Annotated in this window: 24 protein-coding genes; 7 read left to right on the top strand and 17 right to left on the bottom strand. The window is 71.5% G+C overall.

Translation table 11 applies throughout. From position 1 onward, the window contains the following. Nucleotides 1-804, top strand: an 804-nt coding sequence (locus V6M57_RS04270; protein ID WP_332813744.1) for an extracellular catalytic domain type 1 short-chain-length polyhydroxyalkanoate depolymerase, incomplete at its 5' end; no start/stop codon positions are given. A 118-nt stretch (nt 805-922) separates the two neighbouring features. On the opposite strand, the gene V6M57_RS04265 is transcribed toward V6M57_RS04270, so the two are convergent. The 7 genes from V6M57_RS04265 to V6M57_RS04235 form a co-directional block, all read right to left on the bottom strand. Further along, nucleotides 923-2,134, bottom strand: a complete 1,212-nt coding sequence (locus V6M57_RS04265) for an ABC transporter substrate-binding protein (protein ID WP_332813743.1) — start codon at nt 2,132-2,134, stop codon at nt 923-925. A gap of 87 nt (nt 2,135-2,221) precedes the next feature. Further along, nucleotides 2,222-3,643, bottom strand: coding sequence for an amidase (locus V6M57_RS04260; protein WP_332813742.1), 1,422 nt, complete (start codon nt 3,641-3,643; stop codon nt 2,222-2,224). Then, a complete protein-coding gene (locus V6M57_RS04255) occupies nt 3,636-3,836 on the bottom strand; it encodes a hypothetical protein (protein WP_332813741.1) in 201 nt (66 codons plus the stop codon). The genes V6M57_RS04260 and V6M57_RS04255 overlap by 8 nt, the downstream gene beginning before the upstream one ends. Before the next feature lie 8 nt (nt 3,837-3,844). Then, nucleotides 3,845-4,741: a polysaccharide deacetylase family protein gene (locus V6M57_RS04250; protein WP_332813740.1), complete on the bottom strand. Its 897-nt coding sequence runs from the start codon at nt 4,739-4,741 to the stop codon at nt 3,845-3,847. Further along, on the bottom strand, nt 4,738-5,829 hold the full coding sequence (locus V6M57_RS04245; RefSeq protein ID WP_332813739.1) for a CobW family GTP-binding protein: 1,092 nt from the start codon (nt 5,827-5,829) through the stop codon (nt 4,738-4,740). The genes V6M57_RS04250 and V6M57_RS04245 overlap by 4 nt, the downstream gene beginning before the upstream one ends. Beyond that, nucleotides 5,826-6,155 carry a hypothetical protein gene (locus V6M57_RS04240; RefSeq protein WP_332813738.1) on the bottom strand — a complete coding sequence of 110 codons (330 nt, stop codon included), beginning with the start codon at nt 6,153-6,155 and terminating at the stop codon, nt 5,826-5,828. The genes V6M57_RS04245 and V6M57_RS04240 overlap by 4 nt, the downstream gene beginning before the upstream one ends. A gap of 3 nt (nt 6,156-6,158) precedes the next feature. Next, nucleotides 6,159-7,040 (bottom strand): polysaccharide deacetylase family protein, encoded by an 882-nt coding sequence (locus V6M57_RS04235; RefSeq protein ID WP_332813737.1) that lies wholly within the window; start codon nt 7,038-7,040, stop codon nt 6,159-6,161. A gap of 152 nt (nt 7,041-7,192) precedes the next feature. Between V6M57_RS04235 and V6M57_RS04230 the strand changes: the two genes are divergently transcribed. Beyond that, entirely contained in the window at nt 7,193-8,119 is a 927-nt protein-coding gene (locus V6M57_RS04230) for a LysR substrate-binding domain-containing protein (RefSeq protein ID WP_332813736.1), read from the top strand. A 22-nt stretch (nt 8,120-8,141) separates the two neighbouring features. On the opposite strand, the gene V6M57_RS04225 is transcribed toward V6M57_RS04230, so the two are convergent. Both V6M57_RS04225 and V6M57_RS04220 read right to left on the bottom strand, forming a co-directional pair. Further along, nucleotides 8,142-9,026 carry a LysR family transcriptional regulator gene (locus V6M57_RS04225; RefSeq protein ID WP_332813735.1) on the bottom strand — a complete coding sequence of 295 codons (885 nt, stop codon included), beginning with the start codon at nt 9,024-9,026 and terminating at the stop codon, nt 8,142-8,144. A 34-nt stretch (nt 9,027-9,060) separates the two neighbouring features. After that, entirely contained in the window at nt 9,061-10,026 is a 966-nt protein-coding gene (locus V6M57_RS04220) for a Tim44 domain-containing protein (RefSeq protein ID WP_332813734.1), read from the bottom strand. Between the two features lie 206 nt (nt 10,027-10,232). Here V6M57_RS04220 and V6M57_RS04215 point away from each other — a divergent pair, with 206 nt between their 5' ends. Further along, the gene (locus V6M57_RS04215; protein ID WP_332813733.1) at nt 10,233-10,610 is read left to right on the top strand and encodes a hypothetical protein; all 378 of its coding nucleotides are present in this window, start codon (nt 10,233-10,235) and stop codon (nt 10,608-10,610) included. Between the two features lie 19 nt (nt 10,611-10,629). On the opposite strand, the gene V6M57_RS04210 is transcribed toward V6M57_RS04215, so the two are convergent. Together V6M57_RS04210 and V6M57_RS04205 are read right to left on the bottom strand one after the other, a co-directional pair. After that, nucleotides 10,630-11,019 carry a YchJ family protein gene (locus V6M57_RS04210; RefSeq protein WP_332813732.1) on the bottom strand — a complete coding sequence of 130 codons (390 nt, stop codon included), beginning with the start codon at nt 11,017-11,019 and terminating at the stop codon, nt 10,630-10,632. Further along, complete coding sequence (locus V6M57_RS04205; RefSeq protein ID WP_332813731.1) at nt 11,016-11,516, bottom strand: Lrp/AsnC family transcriptional regulator; 501 nt, start codon at nt 11,514-11,516, stop codon at nt 11,016-11,018. The genes V6M57_RS04210 and V6M57_RS04205 overlap by 4 nt, the downstream gene beginning before the upstream one ends. A 171-nt stretch (nt 11,517-11,687) precedes the next feature. Between V6M57_RS04205 and V6M57_RS04200 the strand changes: the two genes are divergently transcribed. Continuing rightward, nucleotides 11,688-15,275, top strand: coding sequence for an indolepyruvate ferredoxin oxidoreductase family protein (locus V6M57_RS04200; RefSeq protein ID WP_332813730.1), 3,588 nt, complete (start codon nt 11,688-11,690; stop codon nt 15,273-15,275). A gap of 107 nt (nt 15,276-15,382) precedes the next feature. Here the strand turns inward: V6M57_RS04200 and V6M57_RS04195 are convergent, their stop codons facing one another. From V6M57_RS04195 to V6M57_RS04170, 6 genes are all read right to left on the bottom strand, one after another. Then, on the bottom strand, nt 15,383-16,393 hold the full coding sequence (locus V6M57_RS04195; protein ID WP_332813729.1) for an SDR family oxidoreductase: 1,011 nt from the start codon (nt 16,391-16,393) through the stop codon (nt 15,383-15,385). Nucleotides 16,394-16,410: 17 nt separating this feature from the next. Beyond that, nucleotides 16,411-18,267 carry a glycoside hydrolase family 15 protein gene (locus V6M57_RS04190; protein WP_332813728.1) on the bottom strand — a complete coding sequence of 619 codons (1,857 nt, stop codon included), beginning with the start codon at nt 18,265-18,267 and terminating at the stop codon, nt 16,411-16,413. Between the two features lie 151 nt (nt 18,268-18,418). Next, a complete protein-coding gene (locus tag V6M57_RS04185; protein WP_332813727.1) occupies nt 18,419-18,772 on the bottom strand; it encodes a hypothetical protein in 354 nt (117 codons plus the stop codon). A gap of 5 nt (nt 18,773-18,777) precedes the next feature. Further along, nucleotides 18,778-21,324, bottom strand: a complete 2,547-nt coding sequence (locus V6M57_RS04180) for a cbb3-type cytochrome c oxidase subunit I (RefSeq protein WP_332813726.1) — start codon at nt 21,322-21,324, stop codon at nt 18,778-18,780. Nucleotides 21,325-21,327: 3 nt separating this feature from the next. Further along, the gene (locus V6M57_RS04175; protein WP_332813725.1) at nt 21,328-22,392 is read right to left on the bottom strand and encodes a sodium:calcium antiporter; all 1,065 of its coding nucleotides are present in this window, start codon (nt 22,390-22,392) and stop codon (nt 21,328-21,330) included. Continuing rightward, entirely contained in the window at nt 22,392-23,354 is a 963-nt protein-coding gene (locus V6M57_RS04170) for a cytochrome c oxidase subunit II (RefSeq protein ID WP_332813724.1), read from the bottom strand. The genes V6M57_RS04175 and V6M57_RS04170 overlap by 1 nt, the downstream gene beginning before the upstream one ends. A 251-nt stretch (nt 23,355-23,605) precedes the next feature. On the opposite strand from V6M57_RS04170, the gene V6M57_RS04165 reads away from it, so the two are divergent. From V6M57_RS04165 to V6M57_RS04155, 3 genes are all read left to right on the top strand, one after another. Beyond that, entirely contained in the window at nt 23,606-23,959 is a 354-nt protein-coding gene (locus tag V6M57_RS04165; RefSeq protein WP_332813723.1) for a c-type cytochrome, read from the top strand. Between the two features lie 6 nt (nt 23,960-23,965). Further along, a complete protein-coding gene (locus V6M57_RS04160) occupies nt 23,966-24,847 on the top strand; it encodes a c-type cytochrome (RefSeq protein ID WP_332813722.1) in 882 nt (293 codons plus the stop codon). 120 nt (nt 24,848-24,967) lie between these two features. Beyond that, a partial coding sequence (locus V6M57_RS04155; RefSeq protein ID WP_332813721.1) for a RidA family protein occupies nt 24,968-25,395 on the top strand: 428 nt, incomplete at its 3' end.

Here is a 25,395-nt window from a genome sequence, read left to right as displayed (position 1 = left end):
CTTGCGGGGCGCGACTACAAGCTGTTCATCCCGCCGGGCGCCGGCGCCCGGCCGATGCCGCTCGTGGTGATGCTCCATGGCTGCACGCAGGAACCGGACGACTTCGCGGCGGGAACGCGGCTGAACGAGTTCGGCGGGTCGGAAGGGCTCTTCGTCCTGTATCCCGCCCAGTCGCAGCGCGCCAATCCGCAGCGTTGCTGGAACTGGTTCAAGTCGAACCACCAGGGGCGCGGACGCGGTGAGCCCGGCTTGCTGGCGGGCATGGTCCAGGAGGTGCTGGGCAGGCATCCCATCGATCCCGGGCGCGTGTACGTGGCCGGCCTGTCCGCGGGCGGCGCGATGGCCGCCATCGTGGCGGCGGCCTATCCGGAACTGTTCGCCGCGGTCGGCGTCCATTCGGGGCTGGCGCCCGGGACGGCGCACGACGTGAAGTCCGCCTTCGAGGCCATGAGGAAGGGCGCGGCGGCCGATTCCCATCCCATTCCCGTGCCGACCATCGTCTTCCACGGCGACGCCGACCGCACGGTGCACGTGGCCAACGGCCGGCAGGTCGTCGATGCCGCCGCATCCGGGCGGGACATCCGCACGACCTCGGAACTACGGCGCGCCGCGGGCCGGCGACCCGCCACTCGGCAGGTCGTGTGCGACGCCGCGGGCGCGGTCGTCGCTGAACTCTGGGTCGTCCACGGATCGGCGCACGCGTGGTCCGGCGGCAGCCCAGACGGCAGCTACACGGACCCGCAAGGGCCGGACGCGAGCGCGGAGATGCTGCGCTTCTTCCTTGAACAGGGTCGCACGCGCTGACCGGCGGGGTGCAGCGAGGGCCTGGTCGACCCCGGGCGCGGTGGCGCGGTCTGGTCCGTCGCGGCCGCGCTCGTGGTTCTCTCACCCACGGCCCAGGCGGGCCGACGCGCTTTGGCGGTCACTTGGGAACCAGCTTGCACGCCGGGTTCGGCGGCGAAAACGCCTTGTCCGCCGGGACCACCGCCTTGACCTTGTAGTAGTCCCACGCGTACTTGGACTCGGAGGGCTGCTTGACCTGCATCAGGTACATGTCGTGGACGTGCAGGCCGTCCGGGCGGATCTTGCCGTTCTTGACGAAGAAGTCGTTGATCGGCGTGGCCTTCATGTGGGTCATCGCCGCGGGCGCAGCGTCCGTTCCGGTGGCGGCCAGGGCCTTCAGGTAATGCATGGTGGCCGAGTACATGCCGGCCTGCACCATCGAGGGCATCTTCTTCGTGCGTTCGAAGAACCGCTTCGACCACGTGCGCGATTCGTCGTTCAGGTCCCAGTAGAAGGCTTCGGTCAGCATGATGTCCTTGGCCTGCGCCAGCCCCATGCTGTGGACGTCGGTGATGAAGGTCAGCAGCGAGGCGACGCGCTGGTTCCCCTTGGTGAGGCCGAACTCGTTGGCACTCTTGATGGCGTTCACCATGTCGGTGCCGCCGTTGGCCAGGGCGATCACCTTGGCGCCGGAATTCCGGGCCTGGACCATGAACGACGCGAAGTCGGGCGCGTTGAGCGGATGCCGCACGGAACCGAGCACCTTGCCGCCGGCGGCCTTGACCACCTCGGTGGTCGACTTCTCGAGGCCATGGCCGAACGCGAAATCGACCGTGACGAAGTACCAGCTGTCCCCGCCCTGCCCGATCAACGCCTTGGCGGTCACGTTGGGCAGCGAGTTGCCGTCGTAGACGTACTGCACGCTGTTGGGCGTGCAGGAATCCCCGGTGATGCGAGTCGTGCTGGAGCCGCCGATCATGACGACCCGGTTCTTCTCCTGGGTGACGCCCATCACGGCCAGCGTCACGGCGGAGTTGGACGTGTCGAAGATCGCATCGACCTTGCCCACGTCGTACCACTCGCGCGCGATGCTGGCGCCGACGTCGGCCTTGTTCTGGTGGTCGGCGTAGACGACCTTGACGGGCACGCCGTTCACCTTCCCGCCGAAGTCCTCGACCGCCATCTGCACGGCGGTCAGGGAACCGCGGCCGGAGAAGTCCGAGTACACGCCGGACATGTCGGTGAGCACGCCCAGGTTGACGGCGTTGTCGGAAAAGCCCTGGGTCTGGGCCTGCAGGCCGCCGGCGGTAACCGCGAGCAGGCCGGCTGCGAGGACGTGGATTGCGCGCATGGTGAACCTCCTGTGGGGTGAGCGGTATTTATCCATGGGTGCCGCAAGCGGGCAAACGATTCTTTTGCCGTGATCCATCAGGAATACTCATGCCGGCATGGCCGCCGGCGGCATCCGCCGGTGCCACTCGGTCGCGCGCTGGTAGGCGTCGGCAACGCGCAGGAGCGCCGCCTCCGCGAACGGCTTGCCGATGAGCTGGAAGGCCAGGGGTAAACCCGCAGCCGAGAGGCCTGCCGGCACGCTGATGGCCGGCAATCCCAGGTAGTTGACGCCGCGGGCCGCGTACGTGATGCGGGCGATCGTGCGAAGCACGGTCGCGGGCTCTCCTTCGGTCGTTGCCCGGATGGTCGGCACCTGCAGGGTGAGCACCGGCACGTGCAGCAGGTCGCAGCCGGCGAAGGCGGTGCGCAGGAAATCGTCGGCGATCCGGCGGCGCAGCGACAGGGCTTCGGCATAGCGGACCGCCGGGTAGGCGAAGCCCTCCTCGATGCGGGCCCGCACCTGGGTCGAGTACGCCCCGGGCTGCTCGCGGATCCAGCGCCGGTGCAGGGTGGCCGCCTCCACCGTCATGAGCACCCGCGCCAGGGCGTTCACCCGCTCCATGTCCGGCACCTCGGCCGTGACGATCGCCGCGCCCAGGCGCCGCAGCACCTCCAGGCTCGCATCCAGGGCGGCTTCGACCGCCGGATCGAGCTCGCTGCGGAAATAGGCCTGGGGTACGCCGATGCGCACGCCTTGGAGACGGCCATCCAGTGCCGCTTCGTAGTCCTGGTGGGGAACACGGGTGCAGAGCCCATCCGCGGCATTCGGGCCGCTGGCGTGGGTCAGCAGCCGCGCGCAATCGCGCGCCGTCTGCGCGATCGGCCCCATGCTGTCCAGCGAGGCGGACAGCGGCACGCAGCCCTCGGCGCTGATGCGGCGGAAGGTGGTCTTCAGGCCGGTGACCCCGCACATCGCCGCCGGCATGCGGATCGAGCCCGCGGTATCGCTGCCGAGCGAGCCGAACACCAGCCGCGCGGCCACCGCCACCCCGGAGCCGCTGGAGGACCCGCCGCACACGTGCTCCGGATGCCAGGGGTTCAGGGCCGGGCCGTAATGGCCGTTGAAGCCGGTCGGGCTGAGCGCGAACTCGGCCATGTGCAGCGAACCGGTGTTGACCTGGCCGGCCGCATCCAGCTGCGCGAGGGCGTGGGAAGTGCGTTCCGCCTTGCGGCCGCGCAGCAGGATCGAGCCGCAGTGGCATTCGCGGCCCGCCACCTGGAACAGGTCCTTGTGGGCCAGGGGCACGCCGTGCAAGGGGCCGCACACGCCCTTGCGCGCCTGCAACTCGTCGAGCTCGGCCGCGCGCGCCATCGCCTCTTCGTGGTCGATGCGGAACACGGCATTGAGGCGCCGGCCGGTGGTCTCCAGCCGCTGCAGCGACCAGCGGGTCACCTCCCGCGCGGAGACTTCGCGTCGGGCGATGGCGTCGGCCACGCCCACCAGGTCGCGGGTTGCGAGATCATCCATGGTCCGCCTCCGCCTGCGCATCGCACCAGGCCGCGAAGGAATGCACATGGTCCGTCAGGTCCAGCAGCTGCAGCGCCGCGCGCGCCGCGGGCGCGTCGCTGGCCGCGGCGGCCGCGGCGATGCGCCCGGCGGCAGCAGGCTCGAAGCCGGCTGCGGCGAGATCGACCAAAGGAGGAAAGACGTCGCAGTCCACGGGGGCTCCTACAGGTAGCTGGCTCGGTACCAGTCGTTGATCTCGTCGCCGGTCGCATGCCAGACGCCCGGGTGCGAGGCGATGTGCTCGTAGGCACGCCGGAGGTGCTTGGCGCGGAACGGCTGCCCGGCCAGGAAGGTGTGCAGGCAGATCGGCATGATCCGGGCGTTGGCGGCGCTCTCCTCGTAGAGCACGTCGAACTGGTCGATGATCATGTCGCCGAAGGCCTGCGCCGACTGCCCCAGGTTCAGGAACGCCGGCACGTCATTGAGTTCCAGCGTGTAGGGCACCGAGATCAGCGAGCCGGTGCGCGTGTTGAGGCGGAAGGGCTGGTCGTCGGCCGTGAAGTCGCACAGGTACTGCACACCCATGTCGGCCAGGATGTGCGGCGTGTTCATGGTCTCGCTGAGGAAGGGCCCGATCCAGCCCTTGGCCCGGGTGCCCAGCGCGGCTTCCATCTCCCGCAGCACGGTGCCGATGATCTCGCGCTCGCGCGCCTCCTCGATCCCGGTGAGGAAGTTGGCCGGCGCGTTGTTGATGCCGTGGCCGATCCAGGCCCATCCGCGCCGCTGGCCCTCCTCGATGATGCGGGGGTACTCCCGGATGGCATCGGAGTTGAGGCACACGGTGCCGCGGATGCCCAGCGCATCCATGATCGCCATCATCCGCCACAGGCCCACCCGGTTGCCGTAGTCGCGCCAGCCGTAGTTCAGGGGGTCGGGGCGGTGCTGCGCCGTGCCGGGCACGAGTGCGGTGCCGGGGATGGCCTCCGGGAAGTGCTCGACGTTCACGTAGGTGACCACCGCGATGCGGTGGCGGTCGGGCAGCTTCAGGGGCGCCCGGTCGATGATCGGCACGTAGTCGTAGTGCCGGGTCTGCGTCAGGTCGGTCGCGCTCTGCCTCATGTGGTGGCTGCCTCCGTTGGATGCTGATGCGGTGCGGGCGCCGGCCCGCCGGCCATTCGCGCGCCGGGCCGGCCGGTGAAGGCGAGGAAGGACCTCAGCACCTGTTCCGGCTCGAGGCCACGCACGATGAAGACCAGGTACGAGGTGCGGCGCTCGTCCGGCCAGTCGGCCAGGTGCTCCGGGAAATGGACGACGTGGCGCACGCAGTGGATGACGACGGGTGCGCTGCCCTGGTCGACCGCCACGAATCCCTTGATGCGCAGCAGCCGGCCGCCGTGCACGTGCAGCATCAGCGACAGCCACACCGACAGCGCATTCCAGTCCACGCGCTGATCGAACTCGAGGCAGAACGAGCGCACGTCGCCGTCGTGGCGGCGCGATGGCGCGGCCCCGCGCAGCCGGAGCCGAGGTCCGCCGGAAGCCTGCGCGGGACGGGCCGGCAGCCAGTCCGCCGCGATCCGGTCGGCGCGCGAGGACCCCTGGCGGTGGACCAGCGCCGCGAGCGTGGCCGCGTCGGCAGCCTGGACGCCGGCGACCGGGTTGATCCCTTCGACCAGCTCCCGCACGGCCGCCAACGGCGCCGCGCCGGGCAGCTCCAGCTTGCTGACCAGCACCTGGTCCGCCGCCTGCAGTTGCAGCGCGAACTCCGGCGATTCCCCGGCCTGCGTGGCGGCGTGCATGGCGTCGACCAGGGTCACGATCGCGTGCAGGCGCATCCGCGCGGACACCTGGCCGGCGCGCGCGAGCGCCGCGAAGGCCGGCGCCGGGTCCGCCAGCCCGCTGGTCTCGATGACGATGCGGTCGACCGTCCGCAGCAGCGCCTCGTCCTCGGCGATCCGCAGCAGCGACCGGCCCAGCTCGCCGTCGATGCTGCAGCACAGGCAGCCGTTGCCCAGCAGGCGCACGGGCTCGCCGCTGGTTGCCAGCAGCCGGTCGTCCACGCCTTGGTCGGCCACCTCGTTGACGATGACGAGCGTGCGCCGCAGGTCGCTGCGCTGCAGGGCGGCCCGCAGCAGGGTGGTCTTGCCGCTGCCCAGGAAGCCGGAGAGGATGAGCACCGGCAGGCGGGGGTCGCCCACGCGGCTCATGGCTGCCGCCCTTGTCCCAGGTGCTCGATCACCGGACCCGACAGCGGATCGACCGCCTTGCCCGCCAGCCGCTCGATCGCCGGCCAGACCAGGGGCAGGGCGTCCACGATCTCGGTCGCCCCGGACGGGCCCCGCACGATCCAGGAGGAGCCGGCCCAGTCTTCCACGCGCGCGCCGACCAGCCCGGCGACGCGGTCGATCAGCCGGACCTGCAAGGCCCGCTCGCGCAGGGGATTCAGCCCGCTGGCCGCCCCGCCCGACACGGCCCGGGACGACGCCGAACTCCAGTGCGCGACATTGCCCCAGAGCCCGCACAGCCCGCACATGCGTCAGCCCTCGACCGGGTGCTCTCGATCGTAGGCCGCGGCGATCGCCTCCAGCGTCATGAACTCCACCCCGCCGTGCCGGAGCATGTGGTCCATCAGCCGTTCCAGCATCGCCAGCACCTGGGGCCGGCCGGCGACGTCCGGGTGCAGGCAGATGGTGAAGACCGCGTCGTCCATCTTGCGGTAGACCCAGTCGAACTGCTCGCGCCACAGCTCCTCGATGTCGCGCGGGTTCATGAAGCCGTGGCTGTTCGGCGCCTTCTTGATGAACATCATCGGCGGCAGGTCGTCCAGGTACCAGCTCACCGGCACCTCGACCAGCGAGGTCTCCTTGCCGCGCACCAGCGGCTTCATCCAGGAGGCGGCCGGTTGCGAGTAGTCGATCGGCGTCCAGCTGTCGCCGCTGCGCAGCCGGTAGCACTCGAAGTCGCGGTGCATCATGCTGTGGTCGTAGCGGATGCCCCGCTCCAGCAGCAGCGAAGGCGTGGTCGCACTGAGCTCCCACCACGGGGCCGCGTAGCCGCGCGGGCGCCGGCCACTGAGCTTCTCCACGAGGGCGATGCACTTGTCCAGCACGTCCGCCTCCTGGGCCGGCGTCATCGCCAGCGGGTTCTCGTGCGAATAGCCGTGCAGGCCGATCTCGTGCCCGCGCTCGGCCACCCGCGCCATCTGCTCGGGGAAGGTTTCGATCGAATGGCCCGGGATGAACCAGGTCGTCCTGATGCCGTAGTGGTCGAACAGGTCCAGCAGCCGCAGCGAGCCGACCTCGCCGGCGAACAGGCCGCGCGAGATGTCGTGCGGCGAGTCGGCGCCGCCGAAGGTGCCCAGCCAGGCGGCGACCGCGTCCACGTCGACGCCGAATCCGCAGCGAATCCTCTTGCCCATGCGTGCTCCCGAACGTTGCCGCAGCGCAGCCGCTGCTTGGCAACAGGAGCGGCTGGGTTATTCTGCGGTTCACGGACTATGGGACGCAGGCGGCGGCTTCGACAAACGATTTGTTTGCGCGCTCCCATGAGCCAAACTGATGCGTCCGGGCGATGAAACGAGTCATTCCACCGCTGCTGTCACTGCGCGCATTCGAGGCGGCCGCCCGGCACCTGAGCTTTTCCAAGGCCGGCGACGAACTGAACGTGACCCAGGGCGCGATCAGCCGCCAGATCAAGATCCTCGAGGGCTACCTCAACACCTCGCTGTTCAACCGCCTGACCCGCAATGTCGAGCTGACGCCCTTCGGCCAGGCCTACCTGGCGGCCGTCACCACCGCGCTGGACACCCTCGAGGAGGCCACGAGCAGCCTGGTCAACCGGACCCACTCGCTGTCGATCAGCATCCTGCCGTCCATGGGCAGCCTGTGGCTGATGCAGCGCCTGAGCGACTTCAACCGCGCGTACCCCGAGGTGCGCCTGCATGTCTCGAGTTCGCTGGACCCGGTGGACTTCCGCCGCGACCACGTGGACCTGGCGATCCGGGTGGGCAAGCTGCCCTGGCAGGACTACCCGTGCGACCACTCGGACATCGGCTTCCAGATGGTCGAGAGCTGGGCCGGCGTCGCCGCCACGCACCTCTGGGACGACTACCTGACCCCGGTCTGCAGCCGGGCGCTGCTGGAGCGGGTAGGCCCGATCCGCTCACCGCTCGACCTCGACCGCTTCTGCCTGATCCACAACGAGGCGCGCGCCGACGCCTGGCCGTCGTGGCTGGCCGCCAATGGCGCCGCGCGGGTCCAGGGTACCTCCACGCTGGTGGTGGGGCATTCCTTCCTCGGCGTCAACGCCGCGCGCAACGGCCTGGGCGTCGCCTGCGTGCCCACCATCGAGGTCGACAAGGTCGAGTGGCGCGACGAACTGGTCCGGCCCTTCGCAAGCGAGCTCAAGAGCGCCGGTGCCTATTACCTGCTCTATCCGAAGGACCGGGCCAGCTTCCCCGAGGTGAAGCTGTTCAGGGACTGGCTGAAGTCGCTGTGATCGAGTAACGCGGAGCGGACCGTCAGTGCCTGGCCTGCAGCAACTGCTGCACCAGCGGGTGCTGGATCCGCCGTTCGGCCGAGATCAGGTAGAAGTGCTCCACCAGGTCGGGCGTCTCGCCGATGGACCGCAGCGACCGGTCCTTGCGCAGTTCCTCGCAGGACCATTGCGACACCGGGAACGCGCCCATGCCACTGCGGCCGAAGGCCACGAGCAGCGCGCTGTCCTCGAACTCGCCGCCGATGCGCGGCCGCAAGCCCTGGCGCTCGAACCACTGGTCGATGCGGGACCGCACCGCGACATGGCCGGTCGGCAGCAGCAGCGGCATCTCCGCCAGGCAGGCCGGAAAGGGGCTGCGCGCGGCGCGCACCAACGCAGCCGGTGCGAACCAGGCCAGCGGCGCCTGGCCCAGGGGGTGGCTGTAGAGCCGCAGGTTGGGATTGGCGGCCGCCGGGCGATCCGACAGCACCAGGTCCAGCCGGTGCAGGGCCAGGTCGGCCAGCAGACGGTCGAACTCGTCTTCGTGGCACAGCAGCCGGATCGGCGCGCCGGCGAGCGCCGGCTGCAGCAATTGCCGGGCCACCAGCTTGGGCAGCCCGTCCGAGATGCCGACCCTCAGGCGCAGGCCCTGGCCGGTGGCCGCCTCGCGCACGGCCGCCGGCAGCTGCTCGCCGAGCTGGAAGATCTGCTCGGCGTGCGCCATGGCCGCCACGCCGGCCTCGGTCAGGGCGATGCCGCGGCCGGCGGGCTTGAACAGGGCGTGCCCGAGCGACTGCTCGAGCGCGCGCACCTGGGCGCTGACGGTCTGGACCGCCATGCCCAGGTGGTCGGCGGCCCGTGCCATCCCGCCTTCCTTGGCGACGACCCAGAAGTAGTACAGGTGGCGGTAGTTGAGCGCGGTCGCCATGGGCCGAGTGTGCCCGGTGCCCGCGCCCCGCCCGTCAGTGGCCGGGTGCCGACTGCTGGATGCCCGCCACCACCCAGCCGCCCATGCCGGCGACCGGCTTGGACAGGTGCCAGACCTCGTCCAGGTCCTCCGGCACGGCGCCCTGCTGGTCGCGCACGCTGCCGGTGAAGCGCACGCTGACGACGTAGCGGTCCGGCTCCTGCACCACCGACAGGACCTGAGCCTCCAGGCCGAACACCTGGGTGGCCTGCGGCGCCATGCCGCGGTCGGCCACGTCGTTGCGCACGAACTCGAACATCTCCGGGGTCAGGTAGTCGCGCAGCCGGTCCAGGTCGCCGGCGTCGTTGGCGGCCTGCAGGGCCATGAACTGGTCCTTGGCGTTGCGCGCGAACCCGGCGGCATCGAAATCCGCCGGCAGGCCGGCCGGCTGCACCGGCGCGGACGGCAGGCCGCCCAGGCGCGAGCCGATCAGCGATCCGCGCTGCGGCGGAACTTCCGCGCGGCCGGAGCGGAAGGCCGCGGAGTCCGGCGCCTGCCGGGCCATGCCGTCGCGCGCGAACCCGGCGCCGCCGGCACCCGCCAGCGCCGGCCCCTGCGGGGCGGCGCGCTTGCGCAGGACCAGGCCGACCACCAGCAGCACGGCCATCACGAGCAGGCCGATCATCATCATGTTGGCCAAGGCTTCGCCGAAGCCGAGGTGGGAGGCCAGCGCCGCCAGGCCCAGGCCGGCGGCGAGGCCCGCCACCGGGCCCATCCAGCTGCGCCTGGGCGCCGCCGCCGCAGCGGCTGCCGGCGCCGCAGCCGCGGCAGGGGCGGCAGCGGCCGGGCTGGCCGTGCCCGGAGCGGCCGTCGGCTGGGCCGGGGTGCTCGCGGGAGCGGTGGTCTGCTGGCGCTGCATGCCGGCGGACTTGCCGCCGCCGAGGCGGCGCGCCTCGGCGTCGAGCCCGGCGGTCAGTCCCAGCACCAGGACGATGGCCGCGGCGGCCAGGGATTGCTTCATGGGAGGGTCTCCTGTGGAGGTCGTGTTCAGGGCACACAGGGTAATGCGAGCACCGAACAGGAAAAAGCAGATCGATCCTGCCGTTCGCTCAGGAAAAACCGAAGTGATCGTCCTTGCGGCGACCTGCGGCGGCGGTCCGGATGCGCTGGCATCGCGCGCCGGCTTGGCCTAGAGTGGCCCTCCCGCCCGACCACCCGGAGTGAGACATGCCGATTCGGACTGCATCGTTGACCAAGCGGATCTCGGCGAACGGCCAGGCGCTGCATCGCGCCCTGATGAGCCGTGGCGCGGACCAGGAGCCCGATGCCGCGGAGGCGGCGCTCGTGGCGGAGCGCCGGCAGCTCAAGGAGGAGCGCGACCGGCGCAAGGCCGAGGCGCTGCAGCCCAGGCCCAGTGCCGTCGACAAGCTGCTGCGCACGCACCACGCCCAGCCCAGGGACAAGCCGAAGGCGAGCAAGGATGCGCAGGCCGCCAAGAACGTCAAGAAGCCGAAGGCGCGCATGTCGCGGGCCGAGAAGCATGCGGAGAAGGCCGCGGCGCAGGAGGCCGCGCGCCGGTCACCGCGCAAGCCGGCGACCAAGTGAGGGCGGCGCCGGACGCCGGTCAGCGGATGTCGCCGTCCACGTAGTACCAGCGCCCGTCGTCCTCGCGTACGAAGCGGCTGCGCTCGTGCAGGCGCGCGCCACGTCCCTGCACGCGGTAGCGCGCCACGAATTCGACCTCGGCGTGCGAGCCATCCAGCACCCGGTGATCGCGCACGTCCAGGCCCAGCCACTTCACGGCCGGGTCGGGGCTGGCGTCGGCCGGCCGCGTGTCCGGGTGCCAGGTCGCCAGCAGGTAGGCCTCGTCGCCCAGCACGTAGGCCGTGTAGCGCGAGCGCATGAGCGCCTCGGCGTCGAGCGCGGGCGCTCCGGCAAGCCAGCGGCCGCAGCACTCGCCCAGGGGCAACGGCCGGCCGCGGCGGTCGGTGCGGCCGCAGGGGCAGGGCTTCACCGGCTTCGCCGCCCTGCCGGCCGCCCGCCCGGCGCCTCCAGCGGCAGCCGCGTCTCCGCCTTCACCTCCTTGAGCACCACGCTCGACCGCACGTGGGTCACGCCGGCAAGCTTGAACAGGGTCTCGTGCAGGAAGCTCTCGTAGCGCTTGATGTCGGGCACCAGCACCTTGATCACGTAGTCGGCCTGGCCGGTGGTGGCATAGCAGCTGACGATGCGCGGCTCGGCAGCCACGGCTTCCTCGAAGCGGCGCACGTCGTCCTCGTGGTGGCGCGTGAGGTTGACTTCGGCCAGCACGCACAGCGACAGGCCGACCTTCTCGCGGTCCACCAGCGCGGTGTAGCCGCGGATGATGCCGGCCGCTTCCATGTCCTTCACCCGCTTCCAGCACGGCGTGCTCGACAGGCCGGCGGCCGAGGCGAGTTGCTGCACCGTCTGGCGCGAGTCGCGCTGCAGCTCGGCGAGCAGCAGGACGTCGTGGCGGTCGAGGTTGTCCATTCTTCGGTTGCACCTTCGTCGAGAATCTTATTCTCCATGGCAACGAGGGAACCGGAAATGAAGAACCCTTTTCCGGCGCACCAAAGGTAGCCTCCCGCTGACAGCGCATGCCACCCCGGCGTGACCCGGCACAGCCGGGGTGAAGCCGGCGCGACAGGCAGAGGAGACGCCATGGAGACGACAGCCACGCCCGCCCGCGAAGCGCCCGCGCTCGCCCGCCCCGACTACCAGCTCGGCGACAGCCTGTGGGCGCGCAGCGGCGCGATCTTCCTGACCGGCACCCAGGCGCTGGTGCGCCTGATGCTGATGCAGCGCCAGCGCGACGCCGCCGCCGGACTGGATACGCGCGGCTTCATCAGCGGCTATCGAGGTTCGCCGCTGGGCATGCTGGACCTGGCGGTGTGGAAGGCCGGCCAGAAGTTCGACGAGGCCGGCCTGCGCTTCCTGCCGGCGATCAACGAGGAACTCGGCGCCACCGCCGTGCTGGGCACGCAGCGGGTCGAGGCCGACCCCGAGCGCACCTGCGCCGGCGTGTTCGCCCTCTGGTACGGCAAGGGCCCGGGCGTGGACCGGGCCGGCGACGCCCTCAAGCACGGCAATGCCTATGGCGCCTCGCCGCACGGCGGCGTGCTGATGGTGGCCGGCGACGACCACGGCTGCGTGTCCTCGTCCATGCCGCACCAGAGCGACCAGGCGTTCCAGTCCTGGCATGCGCCCGTCGTCTCGCCGGCGAGCGTGGCCGAGTACCTGGAATTCGGCCTGTACGGCTGGCAGCTGTCGCGCTTCTCCGGCAACTGGGTCGGCTTCACCGCGCTGTCCGAAGTGGTGGAGAGCGCTTCGACGGTGGACCTGGACCTCGTCAACGCGCGCGCCGCCGCCTGGCAGGACGCCGACACCGTGCGCCAGCTGACCGGCTACACGCCGCCGCCCGGCGGCCTGCACTACCGCTGGCCCGACCTGCCCTCGCTGGCGATCGAGCAGCGCCTGCACGCCAAGCTGGAGGCGGTGCGGGCCTTCGCCCGCATCAACAGCATCGACCGCCACATCGTGCGCAGCGGGCACGCCACGGTGGGCATCGTCACCGCCGGCAAGGCGCACTACGACTTCATGGAGGTGCTGCGGCGGCTGGACATCGCCCCCGAGACGCTGGCGCAGCACGGCGTGCGCATCTACAAGCTGGGACTCACCTACCCCATCGAGCCCACCCGCATGCGCGAGTTCGTGCGCGGCCTGGACGAGGTGCTGGTGATCGAGGAGAAGGGGCCGGTGGTCGAGGAGCAGCTGCGCGCGATGTTCTACAACGCGCCGGAGCGCCCGGTGATCGTCGGCAAGACCGACGCCAACGGGGCGCCGCTGGTGTCGGCGCTGGGCGAGCTGCGGCCTTCGCGCCTGATCGCCCTCGTCGCGGACTGGCTGGCCGCCCACTACCCCGACCTGGATCGCCGCCACCTGGTGCGCGACTTCACCCTGCCCGAGCTGCTGTCCAACGAGAGCGACAGCGTCAAGCGGCTGCCCTATTTCTGCGCCGGCTGTCCGCACAACACCAGCACCCGCGTGCCGGAAGGCTCGCACGCGCAGGCCGGCATCGGCTGCCACTTCATGGCCAGCTGGATGGACCGCGACACCGAGGGGCTGATCCAGATGGGCGGCGAAGGCGTGGACTGGGTCTCGCACGCCATGTTCACCCGGGTGCCGCACGTGTTCCAGAACCTGGGCGACGGCACCTACTACCACTCCGGCTACCTCGCCATCCGGCAGGCGGTGGCCGCGAAGGCGACGATCACGTACAAGATCCTGTTCAACGACGCGGTGGCGATGACCGGCGGGCAACCGGTGGACGGCATCATCTCGGTCGACGGCATCGCCCGGCAGGTGGAGGCCGAAGGCGTCAAGCAGGTCGTGGTGCTGTCCGACGACATCGCCAAGTACGACGCGATCAAGGCGCGCTTCCCCGCCGGCACCGAGTTCCACGACCGCAGCCGGCTGGATGCCGTGCAGCGCCGCCTGCGCGAGATGCCCGGCGTCACCGTGCTGATCTACGAGCAGACCTGCGCGGCCGAGAAGCGCCGCCGGCGCAAGAAGGGCGAGCTGGTCGATCCGGCCCGCCGCGTGTTCATCAACGACCGCGTCTGCGAGGGCTGCGGCGACTGCAGCGTGCAGAGCAACTGCGTGGCGGTGCAGCCGCTGGAAACGCCGCTGGGCCGCAAGCGCAAGATCGACCAGAGCAGCTGCAACAAGGACTATTCCTGCGTGCAGGGCTTCTGCCCCAGCTTCGTCGGCGTGATCGGCGGGAAACCGAGGAAGCGGGTCGGCGCGCTCGGCGCCGGGCTGGCCGATTTCAACCGCCATGTCGCCGCCCTGCCCCACCCCGCGCCGCACACCTGGACCGCCCCCTACGACCTGCTGGTCACCGGCGTCGGCGGCACCGGGGTGGTCACGGTGGGCGCGCTGGTCACCATGGCGGCGCACCTGGAAGGCAAGAGCGCCAGCGTGCTGGACTTCATGGGCTTCGCGCAGAAGGGCGGCTCGGTCCTGAGCTTCGTGCGGCTGGCCGACGCCCCTTCGCGCCTGAACCAGGTGCGCATCGACACCCAGCAGGCCGACGCCCTGCTGGCCTGCGACCTGGTGGTGGGTGCCTCGCCCGATGCGCTGGTCACCGTGCGCCACGGCCGCACGCGCATCCTGGCCAACACGCACGAGGTGCCGGTGGCCGAGAGCCTGCGCAACCCCGATGCCAGCCTGAAGGTGCCGGCCCTGCTGGAGAAACTGCGCTTCGCCGCCGGCGCCGACCGCGTCGAGACGCTGGATGCGCAGGCGCTGGCCGAGGCCTTCATCGGCGACTCCATCGTCGCGAACATCCTCGCGCTCGGCTACGCCTGGCAGCGCGGGCTGGTGCCGGTGGGGCTGGCGGCGCTGACGCGCGCCATCGAACTGAACGGCGTCGGCGTGGCCAACAACCAGCTGGCGTTCTCGCTCGGGCGCCTGGCCGCCGCCGACCCGCCGGCGGTGGCCGCGCTGCTGACCGGGCCGCAGGCGGACACCGCGCCGGCCGCCGAGACGCTGGACGCCATCGTCGCCCGCGGCGTGCACCACCTGGCCGGCTACCAGGACCGGCGCTACGCGCGCCGCTATGCCGACTTCGTGGCCCGCGTGCGCACGCGCGAGGCCGCCCTCGGCGGCGATGCCGGCCTGCCCTTCACCCGCGCGGTGGCCCAGGGCCTGCTCAAGCTGATGGCCTACAAGGACGAGTACGAGGTGGCGCGCCTGTACACCGACGGCGAATTCCTGCAGTCGCTGCAGCAGCAGTTCGAGGGCGAGCCGCAGCTGGAGTTCTACATGGCGCCGCCGCTGCTCAGCCGGGCCAGGGGCGGCCAGCGCCCGCGCAAGATCCGGCTGGGCGGCTGGATGCTGCCGGCGATGAGGCTGCTGGCGCACGGCAAGCGCCTGCGCGGCACCGCGTTCGACATCTTCGGCTACACCGAGGAGCGCACGCTGGAGCGGGCCCTGGTGCGCGAATACGCCCACCGCATCGAATCGCTGCTGCCGGCGCTGGCGCCCGAACGGCTGAAGCTCGCCACCGAGATCGCGCTGGTGCCGCTTTCCATGCGCGGCTACGGCCCGGTCAAGCGGGCCGCCGTCGATGCCGCCCGGCTGCGCGAGGCGGAGCTGCTGCACCGGTTCGACCCGGATCGGTATCCCCGGCCGGAGGGCGCTGCACGAGCCGGGCAACTGCGCGGCATCCGCGTGGTTGCGACCTGAGGGCGCGTCCAGGTTGTCATTGCGGCCTCGAGCCGCAATCCATCACCGGAAGCCGGGATCACCACTTCGCGCCCTGGAGATGGCTCGCGGCTCTTGCCGGGACGACATCAGCGGATCCGGGCGCGCCCGGCCCCGTGCCGCATCGCTACCGCCGCGAGCCCCAAGCCGAGCACGACCCCCAGCAGCACGCCACCCCGGTGCCGGTCCAGCCAGAACTGCAGGCTGCCGTCGTGGGCCTGGGCGTCGAAGCGGCCATGCGCGCCGCGGTCGCCCGGCACCGGCCGCCAGAGGTTGTCCGGTCGCGGACTGGGCAGCGGGCCGGGACTCTGCTGGCCCTCGACCGCCTTGCGGCCCAGCATGCGGTCGAGCAGGCCGGGGATCACGCGATGGCCCAGGATCGCCTGCGCCGCCGGCCATCCGACCCAGAACTCGCGCCGCGGGCGCGTCGCCGCCAGGTACACGGCCCGCGCGGCCAGCTCCGGCTGGAAGATCCGGCCCATCGGCCGCGGGCGGCGCGGCAGCGTGGTGCGGCCCCACTCGAACTGCGGCGTGTTGAAGGCCGAGAGTTGCACCATCGTCAGCCGCACCCGGCTGCGGTCGTGCGCCAGCTCGCAGCGCAGCGAGTCGGTGAAGCCGCGCAGCGCCGCCTTGGCGCCGCAGTACGGCGCCTGCAGCGGGATCGACCGGTAGGCCAGCGCGGAGCCGACCTGCACGATGGTGCCGCGGTCGCGCGGCTTCATGCGTCGCAGCGCCGCCAGCGTGCCCCACACCGCGCCCAGGTAGGTCACCTCGGTCGCGCGCCGGAAGTCGACGGGCTCGACCTGCAGTGCCGGCGAGAAGATGGTGGCCATCGCGTTGTTCACCCACGCGTCGATGGCGCCCCACTTCGCCTCCACCGCCGCCGCGGCCGCCTCGACCTGCTGCTCGTCGGCCACGTCGGTCGGCAGCACCAGCGCCTGCCCGCCCAGCGCCTCGACCTCGCGCCGGGCCGCCTCCAGCCCGTCGGCGCCGCGGGCCAGCAGCGCCACCCGCCAGCCATGCCGTCCGAACTCGCGCGCCACCGCGCGACCGATGCCGGCCGATGCACCGGTCACCACCACCACGCCTTGTCCGTCCATGCCGGGGCCTCCTGTCGTCACCATTGCCAGGCCGGTTCGCCGCGACCCGCCCGGTCCAGGGACAGCGCGGCGGTGATCGCGCCCACGTGGCTGAAGGCCTGCGGGAAATTGCCCATGGGCCGCAGGTCGTCGCTGGCGTACTCCTCGGCGAACAGGCCCACGGGGTTGCGCAGCGCCAGCAGCCGCTCGTACATGTCCCGGGCCTCCTGCAGCCGCCCCTGGCGTGCCAGGCAGTCCACGCACCAGAAGCCGGCGATCGCGAACAGGTGCTCGGGCCCTTCCACGCCGTCGTAGTCCGCGCCGGGCGGGTAGCGGTACAGCAGTCCCTTGGCCGACAGCGTGCGCAGGATGTGGTCCACCGTGCCGCGCATGCGCGGGTGGTTCGCGTCGATGTAGCCCAGCCTGGGCATCAGCAGCACGCTGGTGTCGGGCGCATCGCTGCCGTAGTGGCCCACGTAGCTGCCCACGGACTCGTTCCAGCCCCGCGATTCGATCTCGGCACGCACGGCGTCGCGCTCGCGCGCCACGCGCTGGGGGTCGATCGGCAGGCCGTGGTCGCGGTGCAGCAGCAGCGCGCGGTCCAGCGCCGCCCAGCACATCAGCTTCGAATGGGTGTTGTGCCGCGGCGGCAGGCGGATCTCCCAGGTGCCGTGGTCGGGCCGGCGCCAGAGGCCGCAGACCACGTCGGCGAAGCCGGCCAGCAGCTCCTTCTCGTGCTCGTCGAGCGAGCCGCCCAGCTCGATCTCGTCGCAGTTGGTCAGGATCACTTCCCCGTAGGCGTCGTGCTGCTGCTGGCGCACCGCGCCGTTGCCGACGCGCACCGGACCGATCCCGTGGTAGCCGCGCAGGTGCGGCAGCACGACCTCGTCCAGGTCGGTCTCGCCGTGCACGCCGTACAGCGCGTTCAGGTGCGGGCGGGTGGCGCGCGTGGCATGCAGCAGCCAGCGCGAGAACGCGCGGCTCTCGGCGGCGTAGCCGAGATCGGTGAACGCATGCAGCACCAGCGAGGTGTCGCGCAGCCAGCAGTAGCGGTAGTCCCAGTTGCGCCCGCCCTGCTCGCACTCGGGCAGCGAGGTGGTGGGCGCCGCGACCACGGCGCCGGTCGGGCGGTGCGCCAGCAGCTTGAGGGCGAGCGCCGACCGCAGGACCGCCTCGGCATGCTCGCCCCGGTAGGTGCACAGGTCGCACCAGGCGCCCCACCAGGCGAGCGTCGCGGCCAGGCGAACGTGCGCGTCCTCGTGCGCCGCATCGGGCGAGCTCGGCCTGGCCGCGCCGGCGTGCAGCATGGCCACGCGCACATCCCCGGCGCGCAGGCGCAGCGAGCCGCGCAGCAGCCCCTCGCCCGCCGGTTCCAGCGGCAGGTTGCCGCTCAGTTGTGCGTCGAAGTCGCCGGCCCTGCAGCGCCACTGGCCGTTGCCCATCCCGGTGATCCGCGCACGCCTGCGCGCATAGTCCGGCCGCGGCTCGAACAGCACCTCCAGCGTGACCTCGCCTTCGGTGCAGCGGGCATGGCGCACGATCTCCTGGGGCGACTCGCCGTGCGCGCCGGCGCCGCCGGCCTCCGGCACGGACATGAAGTCGGTCAGCTCCAGCACGCCGCCGGCGCACTCGAAGCGGGTCTGCAGCACGTTGCTGCGCGGCAGGTAGGCCTGCCGCGCCGCGCGCACCTCGCGCGGCGTGAGGGCGAAGCGCCCGCCGCGCTCGCGGTCCAGCAGGGCGGCGAAGCACGAGGGGCTGGAGAAATCGGGCGAGCACCACCAGTCGATGGAGCCGAAGCGCGACACCAGCGCCACCGAGCGGCAGTCGCCGATGGCGCCGTAGTCGGCGATGGCGCAGTCGGCCACCGGGTCGGGGAAAGGGATGAAACGGGTCATGGCGTCTCCGTCTGGTGTGTCATTGCGGCCGTGCGCCGCAATCCATCTCCGGAGCCTGGACACCCGCAGGAGGGCGGGCCGCGCCGCAGGGTGGATCCCCGGCTTTCGCGTCGCTTCCGCCAGGATGACGTGCCCTGTGCCATTGCAGGCCTCATCGACCCACCAGCGAGCAGGCCGGCACCAGGAACACGGCCAGGGTTTCCCAGGCGATCGCCAGTGCGGCCAGTGCCGCCAGCGCAAGCGAGGTCCAGCGCAGGAAGCGGCGGCTGTGCTCGCCCTCGCTGCGCGGGCGGGCGGCCACCCACGCGCCCAGCAGCGCGACCGCCAGCACGCCCACCGCGGCGATGGCCCAGGCTTCCCAGGCCAGCCCGGCCCATTGGCCGGCGCGGCCCGGGCGGGCGCAGACCACGCCGTTCAGGCCGTAGATGGCGATGAAGTGGGCGGCCCAGACGATGGGGCCGGCGAACAGCAGCAGCAGGTCGTGGGTGGCGGGCGGCAGTCGCATGGCGTTCAGCCCGCCAGCAGGCGCGGAAAGCCGTGCACCAGCGCCAGCCCGGCCAGGCCCTGCACCACCGTGTACTGGAGGAACAGGCGCGTGTTGTCGAAGGTCTGGCGGCGCTGGGCCGACAGCATCCCGGCAAGCGATCGCGCCACCGTGTACAGGCCCATGACGGCGCCGATCGCCACGAACAGGCCCTGCAGCGCGGCGACGCCGTACACCGCCGCGCCATAGGCGCTGTCGGTGGGCCGCAGGCCGGTCGCCTGCTGGGCCTGGATCTCGACCACGATGGCCGCGCACTGCAGCAGCACCGCCATCGTCAGCGCCACTTGCAACGGCCAGGCCGCACGCGGCGGATCGGCTGCCAGGCGCCGGCTGCCCCCTTCGACCAGCCCGGCGGCGGCCAGCAGCAGCGCCGCCGACACCGCCGGGGCCCATCGATCCGGCAGCGCCTCGGCCGCGGTCGGCCACACCTCCGGCGATACCGTCCACAGGAACAGGTAGCTGAACACCAGCGAGCCGAAGATGGACCCGCACACCAGGATCAGCACCACCATGGCCCACCAGGAATGCGAATCCGGGCCGGTCATCTGCACCGGCAGCCGCACGCCGCCGCCCACGTCCACCGGCGGATGGCTGGGACCGGGGTCGCTCTCCCACAGCCACTTGACGACCGAGGCCAGCGCCAGCACCCCGAACAGCAGTGCCGGCAGCACCAGCTTCACCGTCAGCAGCAGGAAGAAGCCGGCCGTTCCCACCGCGGCCAGCAGCGGCGACCAGCCCGGCCCGGGCATCTGCAGCAGGTACTGCGGCTTCGCATCGATCGCGCTGGTGACGATGGTCTCGCGCCCGCCGGTCGCCGTGCCGGGCAGGTAATAGCGGCCCTCCTTCACGTCGTCGGCCAGCCCGGGCCGGTCCCACAGCGGCTCGCGGCCGTGGACGATGGGGATGCTGCGGGTGCCGTAGTCGCCGTTGGGCAGCCACTCCAGCGTGCCGGCGCCCCAGACGTTGCCGGCGTTCGGATTGCCCAGGCGCAGGTGCAGCAGCAGGTCCAGTACCACCACCAGCACCCCCGCGGCGATCAGGAACGCGCCCCCGGTGGACAGCAGGTTCAGTTCGGCCCAGCCGGGATAGTCGGCGTAGGTGTAGACCCGCCGCGGCATGCCCATCAGCCCGGTGACGTGCATGGGGAAGAACGCCAGGTTCACGCCCGCGAACATCAGCCAGAAGGCCCAGCGGCCCATGCGCTCGGACAGCGCCTGGCGGCTGATGTAGGGCGTCCAGTAGTAGAGCGCGCCGAACAGCGGGAACACCATGCCGCCGATCAGCACGTAGTGCAGGTGCGCGACGATGAAGTAGCTGTCGTGGGCCTGCCAGTCGAACGGCACCACGGCCACCATCACGCCGGTCAGCCCGCCCAGCACGAAGATGAAGAAGAAGCCGAGCACGAACAGCATCGGCACCTTCAGCGGTCGCAGTCGCCGGGCGCCCGCCATCGTCGCGATCCAGGCGAACACCTGGATGCCGCTGGGAATGCTCACCGCCATGCTGGCCGCCGAGAAGAAGCTCAGCGAGAGTTGCGGGATGCCGGTGGTGAACATGTGGTGCACCCACAGCCCGAAGCTGAGGAAGCCCGCGCCCACCAGCGCCAGCACCACCAGCCGGTAGCCCACCAGCGGGGTGCCGGCCATCGCCGGGATGATCATCGAGACCATGCCGGCGGCCGGCAGGAAGATGATGTAGACCTCGGGGTGGCCGAAGAACCAGAACAGGTGCTGCCACAGCAGCGGGTCGCCGCCCTTGGCCGCCACGAAGAACGGCCACTGGAAGCTGCGCTCGATCTCCAGCAGCAGCGTGCCCAGGATGATCGCCGGAAAGGCGAAGATGATCATCCCGGCGATCACCAGCATCGACCAGGCATAGACCGGCATGCGGCCCAGGGTCATGCCCGGCGCACGCGTGCGCAGCACCCCCACCACGATCTCGATCGCGCCCGCGATCGCCGAGATCTCGATGAAGCCGATGCCCAGCAGCCACCAGTCGGCGTTGTCGGCGGGCGCGTACTGGTAGCTGGTCAGCGGCGGGTACATGAACCAGCCGCCACTCGGCGCCAGTCCCCAGAAGATGGTCGCGAAGAAGATCAGCCCCCCGATCGCGTAGGCCCAGAAGGCGTACATGGACAGCCGCGGGAACGGCAGGTCGCGCGCGCCCAGCATGTTGGGCAGGATCAGCACGCCCATCGCCTCCACCGCCGGCACGGCGAACAGGAACATCATCACCGTGCCATGCATGGTGAACAGCTGGTTGTACAGGTCGTGGCCGACCAGCGTGTTCTCCGGCACCGCCAGCTGCGTGCGCATCACCAGCGCCAGCACGCCGGCCAGCAGGAAGAACAGCAGCGAGGTGCCGACGTAGTAGACGCCGACATAGGTGTTGTTGACGCGCGTGAGCAGCCGGATGCCCGTGGGCGGCTTCCAGACCCGCTGCAGTTCCTCGAACTCGCCCGGCGGCCGCGGCAGCGGGTTGGGATAGTCGATGGCGGTGGCTGGATCGGGCATCGGCTAGCGCAACCGGTAGAGGAGATAGAGCCCGCCCGAGTAGCAGACGAGCACGGCCAGCGAGTCGACGCCCATGCGCGCGATGGTCCGGTCCCGCCGCTCGATCAGGCCGACCAGGTAGATGGCGGCGAGCAGGGCGCCGAGCAGGCTGGCGACCAGCGAGAAGCGCCCGGCCTCGACGAGCGCAGGGCCGCCGCGATAGAGCAGGTCGGCGGCAAACACCAGCAGGATGTTGAACAGGTTGGTGCCGAAGATGTCGGCCAGGGCCATCTCGTAGCGCCGCCGTCGCATCGACGAGACCACCGAACTGGTCTCCGGCAGGGACGTGGCGATGGCGACGAACACGGCGCCGAAGAAGCTGTTGCCCAAGCCGGTCTGTTCGGCGATCGCCTCGCCGGTGCGGCTGAGGAGGAAGCCGGCCACCAGGATCGCGACGCCCCCGATCGCGAGCCGGATCACCAGCGGCTTGACGCGCCCCCCGCTTTCCGGGGGTGGCGCCTGGGCGTCGTCCTGGCCGCGCTCGGCTCGCTCCTCCTGCATCTTCGTGCGCCTCGCCACCCAGAGTTCGCGCCCGCTGGCGTGCGAAACCGTCCCGATCGCGAAGAGATAGGCGCCCAGCAGCGCCCAGGTCCACGCCCCCGCTCCCAGAAAGGGCACGTCGCCCACCGCCAGCGCCAGCCCGACCAGCACCAGCAGCAGCGCATTCATGCTCACCTCCAGCAGCACCACCGCATTGCCGGCGACCACCGTCAGCGCCTGCCGGCCGATCAGCGCGTCGGCCAGCGCCAGCAGCGTGATCTGCATTGCGATGCTGCCCAGCAGGTTGTTCACCGCCAGCTGCGGCGTGTCGGCTACCGCCGCGCTCAGCGTGACCGCCACCTCCGGCAGGGAGGTGAGCCCGGCCAGCAGCACCAGTCCGACGGTGGCGTGGCCCATGCCCGTGGCCGAGGCGAAGCGGTCGGCGTACTGCGAGATGCGCCAGCCGGCGATCCAGACCACCGCGGTGCAGGCGGCGAAGATGGCGAGGTTGATCGCCAGCGAGCTGTCCCGGAAATCGAGCCACTCCATCAGCGCAGCCCCTCCAGGTAGATCGCCAGCGCGCGCAGCTCCTCGCCCGAGAAGCGGCGGTAGGACGGCATGCGGGCGCCGAGCTTGGCGTGCTGCGGATCGGCGATCCAGGCTTCCAGCGAGCCGATGCCGTTGGGCAGCGTGCCGGCAGCCAGCGTCAGGCGGCTGCCCACGTGCGTGAGGTCGGGGCCGAGCGTGCCCGTCGCGCCGGTGCCGCGCACGGTGTGGCACACGTTGCAGCGGGCCTGCTCGAACAGCGCGCGACCTTGCTGAGCGGCACGAGCCTGCGGCTGCGCGGCCGGCTGCCGGGCGCCCTGCAGCCATTGCTGGTAGGCCTCGGGGGCTTGCGCGACCACGTGCAGCACCATGCGCGCATGCTGCGCGCCGCAGAATTCGGCGCACTGGCCGCGGTACACGCCCGCCGCGTCGGCGCGCAGGCGCAGCCGGTTGACGTGGCCGGGCACCATGTCCAGCTTGCCGGCCAGGCTGGGCAGCCAGACGCTGTGCACCACGTCGGCGGACGCCAGCAGCAGGTCCACCGGCTCTCCGACCGGGATGCGGATCTCGTTGGCCGTCTCCAGCAGCGTGCCGCCGTCGGCGTCGAGGTAGCGCACGCGCCACCACCACAGCTCGCCGGTCACGTGGATGCGCGTGGCGGCCGTCTGTGCCTGGGCGCGCACCATCTGGGCGGCGACGCCGAAGGTGTAGACCAGCAGTGCCGTCAGCGCGAGCACCGGAAAGACGATGCCGGCGACGACCACGAAGCGCCGCCGGCCGAGCCAGGCGCGCAGCGGCCCCGGCCCCGCGATCGCGAGCGCACAGAGCGCCATCACCGCCACGAAGACCAGCGCGCCGCCGGCGAGCAGGACCCAGGTGATCCCGAGGATGTGCGAGGCCGCATCGCCCCGCGCATCCAGCACCGATTGCGCGACCTGGACGGGGACGACGGCGGGGCTCGACACTGCGTTACGGCTTGGCTGCGCTGCGGGCTGGGGAGCCGGTCATCTTGTACGAGGCAGCGCGGGCCGTGGGGTGCGGGGCAGCCCAACCGCCCGGCTTTTTTCCCTCAATTTGCTACAGCAGCGCTGCACGCGCCCACGAGGCCCAGCGCGCCGCCGAGAATGAATGGCGACCTGCCCAGCCGACGGCCGTGCAGGATGCCCGCCCAGCCATGCACCCCACCGTTTGCCGCTCCCCTCCCCCCTGGTGCGCCTTGCCCGCCCTGCTGCTGTCGGCGGCGTTCGCTGCCGGCTGCGCGCAGGAGCCGCCAGAGGTGCAGGTGGCGGGCGGGGACGCGGAACTCGGCCGCGCGCTGATCGAGCGCTACGGCTGCGTGGCCTGCCATACCGTGCCCGGCATTCCCTCGTACGGCGCGAACGTGGGACCGCCGCTGGTCCACCTGGCCGAGCGTGGCTACCTGGCGGGCGTGCTGCCGAACACGCCCGGGGACATGGTGCGCTGGCTGCGCGACCCGCCGGCCGTGGACCCGCGCACGGCCATGCCCAACCTGGGCCTCTCGCCGGCCGAGGCCGTGCACATCGCGGCCTACCTCTACGCCAGGCACTGAGCGCGCATGACCCTGCGGCTGCGCACGCTCCTGATCGGACTGCTGTCGGTGCTGCTGGCCGGCTTCGTGGCGGGGGCCCTGCTGATCTACATGGGCTTCTACGACATCTCCGCGCTGCGCCAGCACACGAAACCGGTTTTCCACCTGCTCGATTTCGCGATGAGCCGCGCGGTGGAAGTGCGCGCCGATGCCCGGCCGCCGGCCGACCTGCACGACGAGGGGCGGGTGCACGGCGGGCTGGCGCTCTTTCGCCGGCATTGCCTGCGATGCCACGGCGCACCGGGCGTGTCGCCCGATGCGCTGGCGTTCGGGCTGACGCCCGCACCGGCCAACCTGCTGCACGCCGGCCGCAGCTGGCCGCCCGACGAGATCTTCTGGATCGTGCGCAACGGGGTGAAGATGACCGGCATGCCCGGCTGGGCCTACCGGCTCACCGACGAGGAGATCTGGAACCTGGTGGCTTTCGTGAAGGCGATGCCGGGCCTCACGACGCGCGCGTATGCGGAGCTCGCCGCCGGCTTGCCGCAGGCGGACGCGTCGCCGTCGCCGCTCGTGTCCGCGCAGCCTGCACAGCCGGCGCGCGCGATGCGCCCCGGCGACGCGCACGCCGGGCGCCAGGCCACGCAGAACCACCTGTGCGCCACCTGCCACCTCATCCCCGGCATCGTCGGCGCCAACCAGCACGTGGGGCCCCCCCTCGGTGGCATCGCCGGCCGGGCGTTCATCGCCGGCGTGCTGCCGAATACCCCCGAGAACATGGTGCGGTTCCTGCGCGATCCCCAGGCCATCGATCCCCTGTCGGCCATGCCCGACCTCGGCCTGGACGAGCAGGATGCGCGCGACATCGCGGCCTTCCTGGCCACGCTGGACCAGGTGCAGGGGAAGTAACGGCACTGCGTCCAGGGTCGCCCCATCCCTGCGGATGCCGATGCCACAATGGCCGCGCCAACGAGAACCGGCGCCGCGGCCCGGCCGCTCGCCATCCCCGCCCCACCCCCAGGAGTTGCCATGAGCGTCCACGACAAACTGAAGGAACTGAACATCACCCTGCCCCCGGTGGGCACGCCCGCGGCGGCCTACGTGCCCTTCGTGCGGACCGGCCAGCTGGTGTTCGCCTCCGGCCACATCGCGCGCCGCGAGGGCAAGCCCTGGGTCGGCCAGCTGGGCAAGACCATGGGCACCGAAGAGGGCCAGGCGGCGGCGCGTGCCGTGGCCATTGACCTGCTGGGCACGCTGAACGCCGCCGTCGGCGACCTGGACAAGGTGGTGCGCATCGTCAAGCTGATGGGCTTGGTCAACTCCACCGCCGAATTCACCGAGCAGCACCTGGTGATCAACGGCGCCAGCGAGCTGTTCGCGCAGGTGTTCGGCGACAAGGGCGCCCACGCCCGCGCCGCCTTCGGCGTGGCGCAGATCCCGCTGGGGGCCTGCGTGGA

This window comes from Ramlibacter sp. (assembly GCF_036676645.1).
GTDB lineage: Bacteria > Pseudomonadota > Gammaproteobacteria > Burkholderiales > Burkholderiaceae_C > Ramlibacter.
Note: the sequence above shows the minus strand (reverse complement) of the source record. Positions and strands in the feature narration are given on the sequence as shown.